General features: G+C 37.4%; 17 protein-coding genes and 1 pseudogene. 1 reads left to right on the top strand and 17 read right to left on the bottom strand.

Annotated elements, in window-relative coordinates:
• Nucleotides 1-371: 371 nt before the first annotated feature.
• From arsC to ON01_RS01970, 9 genes are all read right to left on the bottom strand, one after another.
• The gene (arsC, locus tag ON01_RS02010) at nucleotides 372-791 is read right to left on the bottom strand and encodes an arsenate reductase (thioredoxin) (protein ID WP_010529340.1); all 420 of its coding nucleotides are present in this window, start codon (nucleotides 789-791) and stop codon (nucleotides 372-374) included.
• Between the two features lie 54 nt (nucleotides 792-845).
• The gene (locus ON01_RS02005; RefSeq protein WP_010529339.1) at nucleotides 846-2,144 is read right to left on the bottom strand and encodes an arsenic transporter; all 1,299 of its coding nucleotides are present in this window, start codon (nucleotides 2,142-2,144) and stop codon (nucleotides 846-848) included.
• Nucleotides 2,145-2,159: 15 nt separating this feature from the next.
• The gene (locus ON01_RS02000) at nucleotides 2,160-2,504 is read right to left on the bottom strand and encodes an ArsR/SmtB family transcription factor (RefSeq protein WP_010529338.1); all 345 of its coding nucleotides are present in this window, start codon (nucleotides 2,502-2,504) and stop codon (nucleotides 2,160-2,162) included.
• A gap of 70 nt (nucleotides 2,505-2,574) precedes the next feature.
• Nucleotides 2,575-3,519: a sensor histidine kinase gene (locus ON01_RS01995; RefSeq protein WP_425357494.1), complete on the bottom strand. Its 945-nt coding sequence runs from the start codon at nucleotides 3,517-3,519 to the stop codon at nucleotides 2,575-2,577.
• A 14-nt stretch (nucleotides 3,520-3,533) separates the two neighbouring features.
• On the bottom strand, nucleotides 3,534-3,872 hold the full coding sequence (locus ON01_RS19785; RefSeq protein WP_245544964.1) for a hypothetical protein: 339 nt from the start codon (nucleotides 3,870-3,872) through the stop codon (nucleotides 3,534-3,536).
• A 377-nt stretch (nucleotides 3,873-4,249) separates the two neighbouring features.
• The gene (locus tag ON01_RS01985) at nucleotides 4,250-5,164 is read right to left on the bottom strand and encodes an ATP-binding cassette domain-containing protein (RefSeq protein WP_010529335.1); all 915 of its coding nucleotides are present in this window, start codon (nucleotides 5,162-5,164) and stop codon (nucleotides 4,250-4,252) included.
• Nucleotides 5,165-5,259: 95 nt separating this feature from the next.
• On the bottom strand, nucleotides 5,260-5,940 hold the full coding sequence (locus tag ON01_RS01980; protein WP_010529334.1) for a response regulator transcription factor: 681 nt from the start codon (nucleotides 5,938-5,940) through the stop codon (nucleotides 5,260-5,262).
• Nucleotides 5,941-6,292: 352 nt separating this feature from the next.
• Complete coding sequence (locus tag ON01_RS01975; protein WP_010529333.1) at nucleotides 6,293-6,589, bottom strand: type II toxin-antitoxin system RelE family toxin; 297 nt, start codon at nucleotides 6,587-6,589, stop codon at nucleotides 6,293-6,295.
• Nucleotides 6,573-6,851, bottom strand: a complete 279-nt coding sequence (locus tag ON01_RS01970; protein WP_010529332.1) for a hypothetical protein — start codon at nucleotides 6,849-6,851, stop codon at nucleotides 6,573-6,575. Before ON01_RS01970 ends, ON01_RS01975 begins: the two co-directional genes overlap by 17 nt.
• 412 nt (nucleotides 6,852-7,263) lie before the next feature.
• Here ON01_RS01970 and ON01_RS19125 point away from each other — a divergent pair.
• Nucleotides 7,264-8,450 (top strand): annotated as a pseudogene (locus ON01_RS19125) (IS3 family transposase).
• A gap of 186 nt (nucleotides 8,451-8,636) precedes the next feature.
• Here the strand turns inward: ON01_RS19125 and ON01_RS01955 are convergent.
• The 8 genes from ON01_RS01955 to ON01_RS01920 all read right to left on the bottom strand — a co-directional run bounded on the left by ON01_RS01955 (nucleotide 8,637) and on the right by ON01_RS01920 (nucleotide 14,951).
• Nucleotides 8,637-9,086 (bottom strand): DinB family protein, encoded by a 450-nt coding sequence (locus ON01_RS01955; RefSeq protein ID WP_010529329.1) that lies wholly within the window; start codon nucleotides 9,084-9,086, stop codon nucleotides 8,637-8,639.
• A gap of 55 nt (nucleotides 9,087-9,141) precedes the next feature.
• Nucleotides 9,142-9,741, bottom strand: a complete 600-nt coding sequence (locus tag ON01_RS01950) for a GNAT family N-acetyltransferase (RefSeq protein WP_010529328.1) — start codon at nucleotides 9,739-9,741, stop codon at nucleotides 9,142-9,144.
• A 287-nt stretch (nucleotides 9,742-10,028) separates the two neighbouring features.
• Nucleotides 10,029-10,661: an ABC-2 transporter permease gene (locus ON01_RS01945; protein WP_010529327.1), complete on the bottom strand. Its 633-nt coding sequence runs from the start codon at nucleotides 10,659-10,661 to the stop codon at nucleotides 10,029-10,031.
• Nucleotides 10,662-11,513, bottom strand: coding sequence for an ABC transporter ATP-binding protein (locus ON01_RS01940; RefSeq protein ID WP_010529326.1), 852 nt, complete (start codon nucleotides 11,511-11,513; stop codon nucleotides 10,662-10,664).
• 110 nt (nucleotides 11,514-11,623) lie between these two features.
• A complete protein-coding gene (locus tag ON01_RS01935; protein ID WP_010529325.1) occupies nucleotides 11,624-11,944 on the bottom strand; it encodes a type II toxin-antitoxin system RelE/ParE family toxin in 321 nt (106 codons plus the stop codon).
• Nucleotides 11,931-12,197 (bottom strand): type II toxin-antitoxin system Phd/YefM family antitoxin, encoded by a 267-nt coding sequence (locus ON01_RS01930; RefSeq protein ID WP_010529324.1) that lies wholly within the window; start codon nucleotides 12,195-12,197, stop codon nucleotides 11,931-11,933. Before ON01_RS01930 ends, ON01_RS01935 begins: the two co-directional genes overlap by 14 nt.
• A gap of 973 nt (nucleotides 12,198-13,170) precedes the next feature.
• Nucleotides 13,171-14,100 carry a UDP-N-acetylmuramate dehydrogenase gene (murB, locus tag ON01_RS01925; protein ID WP_040912175.1) on the bottom strand — a complete coding sequence of 310 codons (930 nt, stop codon included), beginning with the start codon at nucleotides 14,098-14,100 and terminating at the stop codon, nucleotides 13,171-13,173.
• Complete coding sequence (locus ON01_RS01920; RefSeq protein ID WP_010529322.1) at nucleotides 14,100-14,951, bottom strand: alpha/beta hydrolase; 852 nt, start codon at nucleotides 14,949-14,951, stop codon at nucleotides 14,100-14,102. Before ON01_RS01920 ends, murB begins: the two co-directional genes overlap by 1 nt.
• Between the last annotated feature and the right edge of the window lie 11 nt (nucleotides 14,952-14,962).

The following is a 14,962-nucleotide window of genomic DNA, read 5'->3' as shown; positions in this document are numbered from 1 at the left end:
TTCCAATTAATTAAAAAATCACAAGCATCTGCCTGTGATTAAGAGTGAAGGGATAGAAGCCATCCTTGAATCTTATTCAATCGAATCATTACTCATATATATTAACCTGCTTTCTATTTCTTCTTTATTCGAGAATTTAGCCCTTATATACGATATTGGCACTATTCCTTATTCAGGTTAAGTGCCGTTTGTGGCATAATTTGCACCTACATCCGGATAAGAAATTCAAAAATAGCAGTTTACTTTTCGATATTCTTTAACTCTGTATATGCCTTCTGAAAATTCTTGTATGCCTCTTCTCCATAAGTATATATATGAGCCTAATGGATAACAGAAAAGCCCTGAGATGACCCCATGGCTTCTCTATTCATTTATTCACCCGTTTCAGCAAAACGCTTAACTCTGTCTCCGATTTCATCTCGTACATGTTGGAAAAAAGCCCATTTTTCTTCATCAGTTCCTTCAGCTTTTGCAGGATCATCAAAGCCCCAATGTTCCCGTTTTACATGAGAGGGTGTCATAGGGCAACGTTCTTCTGCGTCAGCACATAAAGTCACTGCCATCGTAGCATTATTCAAATATTCCGGATCAATTTTTTCTGACTTTTGGCCAGAAATATCAATTCCTACTTCCTTCATGGCTTTGACGGCATTGGGATTCAAGCCGTGTGCTTCAATCCCCGCACTTCTGACTTCCCATTCGCCTCCCAGATATTTTTTAGCCCAGCCTTCTGCCATTTGGCTTCGGCATGAATTCCCTGTACAGAGGAAATAGATTGTTTTTTTGGACATATTAATTCTCCTTTTATTGGATAATTACACCTATTATTTTTCGTTTAAAAGCGATTATATAATCAATAACGTTAGATACAAGCCAAATAAGGTAATAAATAAAATAGGTATGGTTAAAGCGATCCCGATTTTAAAATAGGTTCCCCAGGAAATCTTGACCCCTTTTTGGGAAAGGACGTGCAGCCACACCAGAGTCGCCAGTGACCCGATAGGTGTTATCTTCGGTCCTAAGTCCGAACCAACCACATTGGCATAGACGAGTGCTTCCCGTATCGTTCCGGAAGTATTTGTTTCAGCAATAGCTAAAGCATCGATCATGACGGTTGGCATATTGTTCATGATGGATGACAGAAAAGCAGCGATAAAGCCCATTGCCATGGTAGCTGCAAGTAGACCTTGTTCAGCAGCAGCCTGGATAACACCTGCTAATGAATCTGTAAGGCCTGCATTTCCCAATCCGTATACCACCACATACATCCCTAAGGAGAAAAACACAATATCCCATGGTGCTCCTTTGACAACTGCTTTTGTATCCACCGCTTTGCTGTTTCGTGCCATCATCAGGAAGAAGATAGCTATAACCCCCGCCACGATAGAAACAGGAAGTTGGATGAACTCACTTGCAAAATAGCCGATCACCAATAATCCGAGCACATACCATGATAGCTGAAACATCTTCATGTCTTTGATGGCATCTCCAGGTTCACTTAATTTGGAAACCTCGTATGATCTGGGGATGCTTTTTCTGAAATAAATCAATAGGACAATGATGGTTGCCGTTAGTGCAAAAAGGTTCGGAATAATCATCCGGGATGCATATTCGACAAATCCGATGCCAAAGAAATCGGCCGATACAATATTAACCAGGTTACTTACCACAAAAGGCAAGGAAGTCGTATCGGCGATAAACCCACTGGCCATAATGAAAGGAAAGATCATCTTCTCTTTAAAATTCAGGTTTCTTACCATTGCAAGCACAATCGGTGTCAATATCAGCGCTGCCCCATCATTGGCGAAAAATGCCGCTACAATCGCACCTAAAATACTAATATAGACAAACATCTTGATTCCATTACCGCTTGCAATTCTAGCCATATGCAGTGCAGCCCATTCAAACAGGCCGATTTCATCCAATATGAGTGAAATAAGTATAATAGCGACAAATGCAAGGGTTGCATTCCACACAATTTCTGTTACTTCCCAAACATCGCTGAACCCGACTACACCTGCCAATAAAGCAACGATAGCGCCGCCAATGGCAGACCAACCGATATTCAGCCCTTTAGGCTGCCAAATAACCAAAATAAGTGTTACTAAAAAAATTAAAATGGCTAGTATAAGCGTCGATGACAAGTGTTACCCCTCCAATTAACAACAAGTGATCCGAGCACCACTTTCTTCCAATTGATTTAATTTTTCATCTTGCTCAGGCAACGGTTCAAGGAACAGTTGAACAAATGGATAATATTCATGCGTTTTATTAATGGAATAAAATATCCACTGTCCCTTTCTTTCTTCCTTCACCAGCCCAACATCCCTCAATTTTCGCAGGTGCTGGCTGATGGACGGCTGGCTTGCCTTGAAAATCTCCACAAACTCACAGACACAGCAATCATGTTTATCAAGTATTTTTACCATGGTTAAACGTGTTTTGTCTCCCAACAATTTTAAAATCAGCGCAGCTTTATCCATTTCAATTGCAGTTTTAAGCATACATACACCACCTCCCTCATTTTCGACTCAGTATATAATTAAATACTTATATGTACTTAATTAATAACGGCTACCCCTTTCCAATACTAGGTTTGTCCAATATTAACCATTTCCTAAACAATACGTCAATCCTAAATTCATCTTCATCAACATCGGCAACTACATTACCATCCTGTTTGTTGATAAGCTGCCTGACAATATGCAGGCCTAATCCAAGCTGCCCGCCAGTTCGACTCATATCCATTCTGAAAGTTCGATCAAAAATCCGATAGAGTTCTGTGCGATCAATATCATTAACATCATTGACTGTTCTTAACCGGATATATTCCTCTTCTTCAATCAAGCTAATAGTTACATAGCTTTTGGCATACCATAACGCATTTTGAATAATGTTTGTCACAATTCGATTTGTTGCCTTCTTGTCAGCAAAAATTGGAGACACGGCAGTTTCATCCACATGAATCCTTAACTGGCTTTTCTCAAAATCATTGTAGAACATTAGCATAGCATCTACGATAATTTGATCTAAAAACTGCTGCTCCATGATCAGTTGCTTGTCTGATGAGTCAATTTGTGAGAACTCATAGAATAAATCGACCATCATGGTGAGATTGTCAATTTTCTTTTGAATAATAGTTAAAAACTCCCTCTTTTCTTCTTCAGATAAAGAGGGATCATGTAGCAATTCCGAAAATCCTTTCATTGATGTTAAAGGCGTTCTCAAATCATGAGAGATATTTGTTATTTCTTGCTTTAGTTGTTTTTCTCTCTTTTGCGTGTGCTGTTGATCTTGCTTGAATAAATGAATGAGCTGGTTGATTTTCATGACAAATCGGATCAGGCTTCTACTATGCGTATTTGTGCGAACCAATTCATTGGTACCGAAATTTTCTATGATTTCCTCTAATTGTTTCGTCATCCTTCTAATATCCCAATGAAAAAGCAGAAGCATCCCGGTGCTAACAATTAGTAGAAAAACCAAAATAATGATAATCAACCAGCTACTCACTTTCATTCATCCTTTCTTCATCAATCGATATTCTGTTTGGCGAATCCTTTCACCCCTATTAGTAAAGAAATCACTGAAATCATGATACCAGTAACCCAATGACGATAATCGAATTGTACAGAATAATTAACAAAGCTCATTAAGTTTTCGTTTAATAGTGTACTTGGCGTATAATCGAACAACATATATAACAGATCACCAGAAAAAATAAAAATGAATAGGAACATGATAATGATATAGACTTCACTGACCTTAAGCATTTTCAGAACATGAATCATAAAAAATCCACTAAGCACAATCGGCACCATGTTTGAACTAGCTATCAAGAAATTGCTGACTGATTGTTCTTCACTAGCCAAAAGGGTTTCCCCCAATGCAATGGTTAAGAGCAGACCAATTACACATAGCAACAGAAAGTAACTTAAAGTTAGGATTAGCTTTGACCAAAAGATCGTGTACCGAGAGATACCAAAGGATACAGATTGTTTGATTAGAGACGTTTCCTTCCCAGTGAGAGCCGAATTAAAAAGTAATCCTACAATCATTATTAGTAACGCACCACTAATAACGTTCGAATATAAAAACATACTAGTTGCATAAGGGAAGTTCGGGTCCAGATATTGAGAATAGTACAAGACAACTGCTGCTGCGACAATTAACAATAAACAAATCACGCTCGTAATATAAAGACCTTTTTTACGGAGTAAACGATAATGTTCGCTTTTCATATAATTAATCATTTTTCAACCCCCTCCACTAATCCTAAGAAGTACTCCTCTAAATTCAGTGCTTCCATACGAAATTCCATCACTAACACACCATTATCGATGAAGAGGCGATTGATTTCGCCGCCTTCTTCTACATGATTTTGGATGGTGATTATTTGATTAGGAAGGATTTTATACTGAATATCAGCATATGCTTGCTCTAACAATCGTGCTGCTTTCGCTGCATCATCAACTTTAAGACGAATTTGTTTCTTGCTTTTATCATCTAAAGCCTCTTTACTTAAATCATCGACGATCACACCATTCTTGATAAATACAAAACGTGTTGCCAGCAATTGCAGTTCAGTTAAAATATGACTTGAAACTAAAATCGTTATTTGTTTTTCCTGGTTAAGCTTCAATAATAACTTACGAATCTCCATAATTCCTTCAGCATCCAACCCATTGATTGGCTCATCCAGCACTAAACAATCTGGACTACTTAGTAGGCAAAGGGCTATACCTAATCGTTGCTTCATTCCCATGGAATACTCTTTAAACCGTTTCTTCTTTTGATTTGTTAAATTAACAATTTGCAAAACCTCATAGATGCGTTCCTTCTCAGCAATGCCTCGTTGAATTCTAAAATACTCTAGATTTTGGGTTGCAGTAAAATCCGGGAAAAACTCAGGTGTCTCTATCATGAAGCCCATTCTCTTTTTGGCTTGAGCTGTTTCCTTATCTGATTTTCCAAATAATTGAATGTCTCCTGCAGTTGGAAATAATTGTCCCGAAAGCATTTTAAATATCGTTGATTTGCCAGCACCATTTTTACCAATTAATGCGCAAATTTCTCCTTTCCTTAATGAGAAATCAAGAGGTTTGATAACTACTTCTTTCTTAAAGGTTTTCTTCAAATGATACGTTTGAATAATGGTATCCATCTTGTTGACTCCTTCGCTAAATTTATTGATACATTTAGCTTAGCTTAGATGTCTTTAATATCCCCTAAACAAAACATAAAGAAATCATAAAGAAATTAAACCAACATGAAGCCGATTCCCCAAATTGTCTTTATATACTCATCAGAAGTGATCTCGGCAATTTTTTTACGAAGATTTGAGACATGAACACTAATGGTATTGTCGTCGCCTAAGTAAGTCCCTTTCCAGATTCTTTCATAAATCTCCCTTTTGGAAAAAGCACGCTCAGGATGGCTCACAAATAAGGATAGAATATCAAATTCTGCATTCGTTAATTGCAGGTCATGTTTTTCTAAAGATACAGTTAGTTTTTCTGCGTTGATTTTCAGTCCACGCCATACCTTCACCGCCGTTTGTATTGGGTGAGCACTTGATTTTCGTAATTGAACTTCAACTCTAGCCACAACCTCTTCTTGATTAAATGGCTTGGTTATATAATCGTCTGCCCCCATTTTCAATACATGTACTTTATCTTCTATATCAATCTTGGCTGAAATCACAATAATTGGAATCTCGCTTTTTTCCCTGACCTGTTTTATTAATTCTTCCCCACTTAAACCTGGTAACATCAAGTCCAATAATATTAAATCGTATGTATTATTTTGTAGCTGCAGGAGCCCTTCTGTACCAGAATAAGCGACAATCGAATCCATGCCTAATTTTGTTAAGATCACGCTCAGTAACTTACTAATTTCTTGATCATCTTCAATAATTAAAATTCTTTTAACTTTACTCATTTTATCACCCGTCTTTGAAAAACATTTTCGTTCTGTATTAATTTCTATTGATTAAAACTAATTATAGCTTATTTTGTTCGAGCAAGTACGGTGGGAATCATTTTGAGAATGGAAAAAATAACTGGTATTTTACGTTATATAGAATGAACCCGTTTTAAAAAAAGCTTATCAAAACGGGTTCATTCTATGTGAGGTATTATATATTTTTTTAAAAAGTTTGATCATTTTATACTGTTGATCTTTAACAATCGCGCCCGATCGTATTGAAGAAGATTGACAACAGTCAAATCTCCTTTATTTTTGATGACTATCTTTAATAAAGAAACCCCTAAATAGGGGGCAATTTGTAATATTATCGCTTTTTCTTCCAATAAACATTTTCTCTCTTATGTTTAATACCATCAATCCAAACAACGCCTTCTTCTTCACTAACTTCAAATACTAACATGACTTGATATAGACCAAGTCTTACCCAGTAGCCTTTTAAAATCCCATTGGGTATTTGTTTAGCAGTCAAAATGGGCATATATGATAGACGTTCAAAAGTATCTAGATAAATGCGTTCTTTAACTTCTGGGGGATATGCAAGTATATTACTCAATTCATCAACGGCAGTTTGTGACCAATAGACATTATAAGTTTTGTTCACTTTCAAACTCCCTAATTTTACTCTGAAGATATTTTAGTCCCTGCTCTTGATTGTAAATACGTCCATTTGTACGATCTTCTTGACTTTTCTGTACTTGGCGGATGAGTTCCTTATCCCTGGTAAATAGGTCTAAATCAAATTGATCAATGGCTTCTCTTTCCCGTTTCATGTTTAGATAACCAATAAAATCATATACTTCTGCTGCATCTTCTTCGTGAATATTGTCAATTAGCTGTTTTAGCTCTTCACGATTAACACTCATTTTAAACACCGCCTTGTATTTAATAACACCATTATATCATGTGAATGCATTATTTATATAATTCCTTCTAATGTCAAAATCTCCTCCCTTTTCCTCTGCTTAAACTGAATTACTTATAACTTCAACATAATAGTCCAATCCTGCACATTATACGATAATCGCGCCAGTTACTTTAATAAAGGCTATTTACCCTTTTCTCCTAAATAATCCTCATAAGCCTTTTGAGCTTTATCTTCTTTGGATGTTATATTTGAAACCCTTTTATCAGCTCACCTATTTTTTTATAGAATTTAGACCTTCGTCAATTTAGCACTATGTCACTATTGGCACTAATTCTGATGTTAGCCTAATAATTGGACACAGAGAACAGAGATTTTTATACTGAAACTATTAATTCTTAGGAGTGTCCAAGATGAGCGGGAAACGATACGATAAAGAGTTTAAAATGTATGCTGTAAAGATGGTGACGGAAGATGGCAGAAAGGTGGCAGAAGTAGCACGAGAACTGGATATAGTCCATCAAACATTGCATAAATGGGTGGCTAAATATGAAGAAGAACAAGAAGATGCCTTTGTAGGGAGCGGGAACCTTCCTGCCAAAGATAAAGTAGAGTATGAAAAGGATAAGCGTATTCGTGACTTGGAAGAGGAGAATGCCATACTAAAAAAGGCTATGGGCATCTTCGCAAAAAGCCGGAAGTAATTTATGACTTCATCGAAAAACACCGACACGAATTCCGTGTGGCGAAGATGTGCGAGGTATTAGGTGTTTGGAAAAGTGGCTATTACGATTGGAGGGTTCGATCCAAGAGTAACCAGGAAAAGCGAAAAGAAAAGCTCACAGCACAGGTGAAGCGAGTATATATAGAGTCCTATAGAAGATACGGCAGCCCAAAAATCACAGAAATATTAAAACAGGAAGGCTGGGACGTATCACAAAAGACTGTGACCCGTATTATGAAGGAGAATGGCTTACGTTCGAAAACAGTGAAGAAATATAAAGCAACGACAAATTCAAAGCATTCTTATCCTGTTTATCCTAATTTATTGAATCAGAATTTCCACGTAGACCACCCAGGAGAAGTTTGGGTTAGTGATATCACTTATGTATGGACCAATGAAGGGTGGTTGTATTTAGCCACTGTCATGGATTTATTTTCAAGAAGAATCATCGGTTGGGAAATGAGCAGGCGAATGACAAAGGCTTTAACGATGACAGCTTTACAAAGAGCGATTCGTCAACAGGAACCACAGGAGGGACTGATTCATCATTCTGACCGTGGCAGTCAATATGCAGCCCATGACTACCAGGCCATTCTACGAAACTATAAGATCACGACAAGTATGAGCAGAAAAGGCAACTGTTATGACAATGCTTCTATCGAATCTTTTCATAGTGTCATGAAGAAAGAGCTTATATTTCATCAAAGATATCAGACACGTGCACAAGCAAAGCAAAGTATATTTGCCTACATCATGACTTTCTATAATTATAAACGTGTTCATTCGTCTATAGGATATTTGTCACCGATAGCTTATGAGAAAAAGTATGCGCAACGAATGGCTGGAACGAACGGAGTGGAATTTCTGTTACCTTAAAAGTAATGATGGGGAGAATTTGTTTCTCTGCAGCGAAGGCTACAGGAGTAGCCTGATAAATACTTAACAGGAATTCCAAATTTTAAGTGTCCAATTTCTTGACATAGGTCCATTCTTATTAAAGATTAACGCCCCGTTTGCGCAAGATCGATGGCACAAATATTGGCTGTCTCTATAGTGTGCTTCCTACCATGTATCTCCACCCGTAGGAGGTGGCCACTGATTCAGAAAGCGTCTGATAATCACAACTTGCCCGGAATGATAACTATTATGGGAAATTAACGAAAGAAGATGCTCCACCTGACCATTTGAAACGCCATCCTCGTTTTCTGCAAATCGCACAGCTTCATTTAAACCATCTGTAAATTTGTGTACAGCCAATTCCCAATCCTTTTTGGCAGGTGGTTTCACCTCTGTTAGCCATGTCTCTGAAGCATGTTTTGGCGGTATTGTCTCTTCTCCCTTTAAAAGACGTAAAATATATTCTTGCCAGTAGATCATATGATTTAGAATTTGCCAAATTGAATGCTGGTTAAGAACCACCTCACCTGCTTGCTCTATGCCTAATCCATCGAAAATCGTCAATGTGTTAACGTGAGCATTTTCTCCGTATAATCCTTTGGTTAAATGGCTCATAACTTAGTCACCTCTATGTAAAAACTACTGAAACATTCCATCATTATTAGTTTACTCATTTGCTTGTTAACGTTGGGTAACCGAATGAACCATTCTTCAAGCGTACCTTTGCGTAGAGGCAATCATCTCTGAGGTCGCCAGCTGGATCGATGAAATTGTTTATAAGGATTGCTTCCAAGTGGTATCCACAGCGCTCCGCAACCCTACAACTGGCACTATTTCTAGTGTCACAACGTATTTCGATGCGATTGGCTTGAAGATTCTTAAAAGCAAATTGAGTAACTCCGTCCACAGCTTCACTCATAAATCCCTGTCTAGCAGCAGATTGCCTAATCCAATAACCAATCTCAAAGCGGCGCACTTGCCAATCTGCCCTTACCAGACTGCAAGTACCTTTGAACTCTCCAGAAAGTTTATCTAGTATGTAAAAAGTGAAGGTGTCGCGCAATAAAAAATTCGCTCGATGTTTACGAGCATTTGCTTCAGTCTCTTCGGTTTCTGGAATATGGTCAGCCCATTTCATCCACTCATGAAGAAATTCAAAAGACTCTCTTATCGCCTCATTAACCATTGCTCCATCACCATTCTGAGGTGCCCGCAATAAAAGTCGTTCGGTTTCAAACTGTTCCGGTATATCAAGAAGAATTGGATCCATGACCATACCCCCGTAAATGCTAAATCTCCCCATCTTTTCTCAACACTTAAATTAATAACAATTATGTCAAATTCCCATCGTTTGCACAATGAGTTATTCCACGATATGGCTCTGCAATGGCAAATTGGGCGCCTTCTTTTATTCAGTATAAGCGCCCGTTAGTTGAAAGATGGAATCAAATCATATTGATCTGTTCCTGAATTCAAATATAGCTGTCAGTACAAAATTCAGACCCTTAATGAACCAATAAATACCGACTAACTAAGAGCAAAACGTTTTTTATGTTTTTAGAATTCTTTTCTATTATATATAAACACGGCAATGAAATAAGAAAGAATATATATGATAATACCAAGTATTATATATACTAACGAAATGTATAAAGATGGATCTATAGATAGTGTAAATTGGTTTAATAAATACCTAACCCCAAAATGCACAAAGAGCCCTACAAATCCACCTCCAAGTACAATAGCGTCAGATTTTTCTGCCCCAAAAATATAGAGAAGTGGATAGATCATCGCGCCAGCAAAGAGAACTATGAAAAACCCAATAGATACAGTATTAAATATGCCATCAACCGGTGTATCTGAAAATAGATCATATGCATAAATAACGCCATACGATAGAAACGCTCCGATAATTACAACTGAAAAATAAAAAATATAATGACTTTGCACAATGTTTTTTCGACTAACCGGTAAAGTAAGTACATACTTGTCATAACCAGACTTGCTTTCAGTTTTTATAACTTCAAGTGAAGGCAACGTCATTAACAAGATAATTAACAAAGCAGCTATACCGCTTACCATAGCACCTGCAAAATATAAAATTACACCAGATACCAATATTGCAAGTCCTATGTACGCAAGAATACTTCGATAAACGAGGTAATAGTTTGTCAATAATAGACCTTTCATTTATTTTTCACCCCTCGTTAAAAAGACACTAAGTTCTTCCATTGAGATGCTTTTAGAATTAAGTCCATTCGGCAATTCCTTTTTATCTGATACAAGTACACTGAAATAAGTGCCATAGTCCCTTTTCGCAACAACTATTTCTTTGTTTAGTAAGGTTAGTTGTTCTTCATTAACATCTACAATTGTATAACTTGCAAAAACCTTATCCTTTTCTTCATTTAATAAAATTTCACCATCTTTTATTATGACAATATGGCTAGCTATTTTCTCAACATCACTCATAATATGAGATGAAAGTAATACACCACCGTTATTCTTTCTCACAAACCTTTTTAACTCATCCAACACTTGTTCTCTTGATGAGGGATCAAGTCCTCCTGTCGCTTCATCCAGAAGTAATAGTTGTGCATTATGCGACAACGCAACGGCTACAGACAGTTTCATTGACATCCCACGTGAGAATTTATTGACTTTTTTGTCTGTAGGTAAAGAGAAAGAATTAACTAATCGATAAAAATCATCTTGTTTCCAAGAGTCAAACATTTTTATAAAAACTTTATTTAGTTGTTTGATTGTAAGGTGGGCTGGTAAATTCATAGCATCAAATACGACACCAACCTCCTCCTTAATCTTGGCATTTTTATGTATATTTTCTTCACCAAATATTTTAGCCGTACCGCCATCTTTAGAAATTAATCCTAATACTGATTTAAATGTTGTTGATTTACCTGACCCGTTGTCACCAATGAACCCAACAATCGATCCAGGAGGAACGTTGAATGTAACGTTTTTTAAGACAAGGCTGTTACCAAATGATTTACTAATATTTTCAAGCTCTAAAAGGTTTGTCATTATTCCACTCCTATAGAGATACCTTATTCCACAATATGGCCGATTCTAATGGACGCCTTCTTCCACGAAAGCGCCCGATTGGGGTGAATGAGCCAGCAATGACCACTATACTAAATAAGATCTTGGTAGTTTTGTGCTCCAAATAGGACACGCATGACAACAACTTGCCTTTCTTCTTCTCTGACTAGATAAAAGGCAATGTAATTCTCGATGACGAGCTTACGGTAACCTTTATTTTTTAAAATTTCATCCGTTACAAAACTACAGGAAAAAGGGAATTCTTTTAGCCTCATGACATTCGTCTCTATCCTCTTCAAAAGGTTGTCGGCTGCACCTTCATTATCAAGTTCATTAGAGATGTAGCTATAAATCTCATCCAAATCTTCAAATGCTTTCGGTGCAATCTTAATTGTATATTTATTTTCTTTCATATTTTTTCTTTAGATCCTTAAAGACCTTTTCCCCATCTAAAAGTTCATCTCCGTTTTTTATTTGGCCTTCCGCTTGAGCTAACTTTTCGTATAACTCCAGCTTAGCTAAAGAATTCTCATAGGCTTCCATGCTCATGACAACCATATCCCCATAACCATTTTTTGTGATGAATAATGGTTCCTTTATTTGGTGACACAGTTCAGAGATTTCCGTTGTATTTCTTAATTCTTTTATCGGGCGGATTTCAGGCATAACATCATCTCCTTATTTCATTATTATGCCTTAATTATATCATTATTATGTCCCTTCATCAATTAAATTTCGTTTCCCACAAACCTAATTTCATTAAGATCGCCGCAAATATCACCCTTTAGAAAAATCCAATGTAGGATATTTGTTTAAGACGCTTATTCCACAATATGGCCCTATTGTTGAAGAATGTAATTAAAAGGCTACGTTTGTATACGTTCGATAATTCTTACAGTTAGTTTAACATAAAATGGTGTTAAGCTTTGATGGAATTTACATCCCCCGAAAAAAACCTGGTCCTATAAACAAAAGGCTCAACACCAATATCTAAGATTGAGACCGTTAAACGGTCCCTTGCATATAAGCTAGGTTGCACTCAACTAAAATTCGGTTTTCATACACTGTCCGATTCCGTGAAGTAATGTGACGTTGTAAAGCTTTGATTTTATTGTGCCGTCCTTTGATAACGGCATTTGTAAATCGTAACCAGTGATAGTTGAGTACTTCTATGTTCATTGTAAAATGACACACTTCTTCACATGAACATCTGATGTGTTACCCAATTTATTGATATAGTGAAAAACACCTGTAACACCTAGCTATTGTGGGTTTTGTTGTCTATTTTCACTGTAGGAAGGTTAAAAGTGCTTTTTATTTATCCGAGTCTATCACCACATTTAACCTTAGCTCTCAACAGTAAACTTTAGTGAGAGCCAAACAATTTAACAATGACTTCACACACAATTTTATAACTATAAAAAAGGGATACTAAATCATTTGCGATTTGTATCCCTAAACATTATATTATTTTAAATTTCCTCCCCCAAAAATGAAAAAGCAGCAGAAACGGTACTGCAACTATGCTTCCGCTGCTTTTTTATGTTGATCTGAGAGAAACCAACTGCCTATTAATAGCCGAATTTGCTCAACTCACAATCAATGAGGAAACCACTGCCCCGCTAATTAAAGTTTCATTTTACCCAGCGGGGTCTTCTCCTATAATTTTCACTTCGCGTTCGAGGCTTACACCGAATTTCGATTTGACAGTATCCTGGATGAAATGGATTAAGTTGATATATTCCGTCGCTGATGCGCCATCCAGATTAATAATAAAACCGGCGTGCTTTAATGATACCTGCGCCCCGCCGATCTGCTTTCCCTGCAGCTCACTGTCCTGAATTAGCTTGCCTGCAAAGTAACCCGGCGGACGTTTAAATACGCTTCCGCATGAAGGGTATTCGAGCGGTTGTTTGGATTCACGTTTGAATGTCAAATCATCCATCACGGCTTTAATGTCATCATATTCGCTCATTTCCATTGAAAACCTTGCTTCCAGCACAATGTATCCCTTATCAGGTATATTACTTGAGCGGTATTCCAAATCAAGATCATCTGCTGATAAATGAAGCAGATTGCCTGTTGCATCAACAACAACAGCACTTTCCAGAACATCTTTAATTTCACCGCCGTACGCACCGGCATTCATGAACAGAGCCCCTCCGACCGATCCAGGAATTCCACATGCAAATTCAAGTCCTGTTAATGCGTGGGCCAAAGCTTTCTGCGAGGCGGTAATGATTCTGGCTCCGCTTTGTGCCACCAGTTTGGTGCCCACCACATCTATTTTGGTCAGACGCCCTAAGTTTAAGACGATACCGCGGATTCCACCGTCCTTTACAATTAGATTGGACCCGTTTCCAAGCAGCGTGAAGGGGATATTTTCTTTTATCGAAAGTTTTACGATTTTCTGTACCTCTTCATATGTTTCAGGTGTTACATAATAATCAGCTTTTCCGCCAAGACGTGTATACGTATGATTATTCAAATATTCATCTGCCAGCACATTTTCCGGTGATGTTATTAGTTTCAATTGCTCATACGTATGTTGATCTTTTACCACTAACATCAATCCTTTGTTATTCTATCTGTCTGTTCATTCTCTGAGTTTAAAAAGGAATAAACCATTCTATCAACTCGGACATCTTCATGCAACTCGCTATGGCCTAATGTATTATCATGAATCATTTCATACGTTAGTTGTGCTTCAGGCACAATATTCTTTATTGCGCCGACACTTTGCGGCACTGCAACGGAATCACCTGTGCTGCCAATACTCAGCACTCTTAATTGTTCCGATATAACATCTTTATTCAGACGGAGTCTTTTAAGTGCTTCTGAATCGGGTTTCAGGTTTTCAGCAGCAGGATCATGATGGATACGAAAATAATCTTCGTTATAAACCCCATCAAAAGGAGTACCGATCGCAACAAGTTTATTAACCTTTGGGTACATCCGTTTATTCTGGTATGTCTGAGTATAATCCATCGTAACAAGACCGCCCATTGAATGACCAACCAGATTAACTATGTTGAACTGAAATGTTTCTTTCATATGTGCCAGCACTTTTGCAAGCCATGCCGATGTATTCTGGATGCTGGCTCGATTATTATCGAAAATAACGTGCACAAATATCGGATCGGTTACGTCTCCGGTTTCCTTCCCATACACGTTCACATCCAGATTGCCTGCCGGTGAGATTCTGTAAACCAATGCCCGCTGGCCCCATCCGTACTTATTTTCAAATCGTTTCAGCATATTTCCAAAAGAATTTTTTGTTCCTTTATAACCGTGCACAAATACGGTTGCATTTTTTATCTGTTCCTCTGACTTTGTCTCACCTGGAGCATAGAACCAACTAAAAACACCGATAATTAATGAAAATATTACGATTATGCTGATAACATGTTTCTTTTGCATAGATATCTTAC

It is taken from the genome of Lentibacillus jeotgali, assembly GCF_000224785.1.
In the GTDB taxonomy this organism is placed as follows: Bacteria; Bacillota; Bacilli; order Bacillales; family Amphibacillaceae; genus Lentibacillus; species Lentibacillus jeotgali.
This window is presented reverse-complemented; position numbering and strand designations above follow the sequence as displayed.

Bases quoted from the DNA above. Each gene is read 5' to 3' on its own strand.
- ON01_RS01920 (WP_010529322.1), bottom strand. From the start codon at position 14,951: ATGCAAAAGAAACATGTTATCAGCATAATCGTAATATTTTCATTAATT.
- ON01_RS01980 (WP_010529334.1), bottom strand. From the start codon at position 5,940: ATGAGTAAAGTTAAAAGAATTTTAATTATTGAAGATGATCAAGAAATT.
- ON01_RS01945 (WP_010529327.1), bottom strand. From the start codon at position 10,661: ATGAAAGGTCTATTATTGACAAACTATTACCTCGTTTATCGAAGTATT.
- ON01_RS01970 (WP_010529332.1), bottom strand. From the start codon at position 6,851: ATGAGTGTTAATCGTGAAGAGCTAAAACAGCTAATTGACAATATTCAC.
- ON01_RS01950 (WP_010529328.1), bottom strand. From the start codon at position 9,741: ATGGATCCAATTCTTCTTGATATACCGGAACAGTTTGAAACCGAACGA.
- ON01_RS01985 (WP_010529335.1), bottom strand. From the start codon at position 5,164: ATGGATACCATTATTCAAACGTATCATTTGAAGAAAACCTTTAAGAAA.
- murB (WP_040912175.1), bottom strand. From the start codon at position 14,100: ATGTTAGTGGTAAAAGATCAACATACGTATGAGCAATTGAAACTAATA.
- ON01_RS01940 (WP_010529326.1), bottom strand. From the start codon at position 11,513: ATGACAAACCTTTTAGAGCTTGAAAATATTAGTAAATCATTTGGTAAC.
- ON01_RS01930 (WP_010529324.1), bottom strand. From the start codon at position 12,197: ATGCCTGAAATCCGCCCGATAAAAGAATTAAGAAATACAACGGAAATC.
- ON01_RS01995 (WP_425357494.1), bottom strand. From the start codon at position 3,519: ATGAAAGTGAGTAGCTGGTTGATTATCATTATTTTGGTTTTTCTACTA.
- ON01_RS01935 (WP_010529325.1), bottom strand. From the start codon at position 11,944: ATGAAAGAAAATAAATATACAATTAAGATTGCACCGAAAGCATTTGAA.
- ON01_RS02000 (WP_010529338.1), bottom strand. From the start codon at position 2,504: ATGCTTAAAACTGCAATTGAAATGGATAAAGCTGCGCTGATTTTAAAA.
- ON01_RS01955 (WP_010529329.1), bottom strand. From the start codon at position 9,086: ATGAGCCATTTAACCAAAGGATTATACGGAGAAAATGCTCACGTTAAC.
- arsC (WP_010529340.1), bottom strand. From the start codon at position 791: ATGTCCAAAAAAACAATCTATTTCCTCTGTACAGGGAATTCATGCCGA.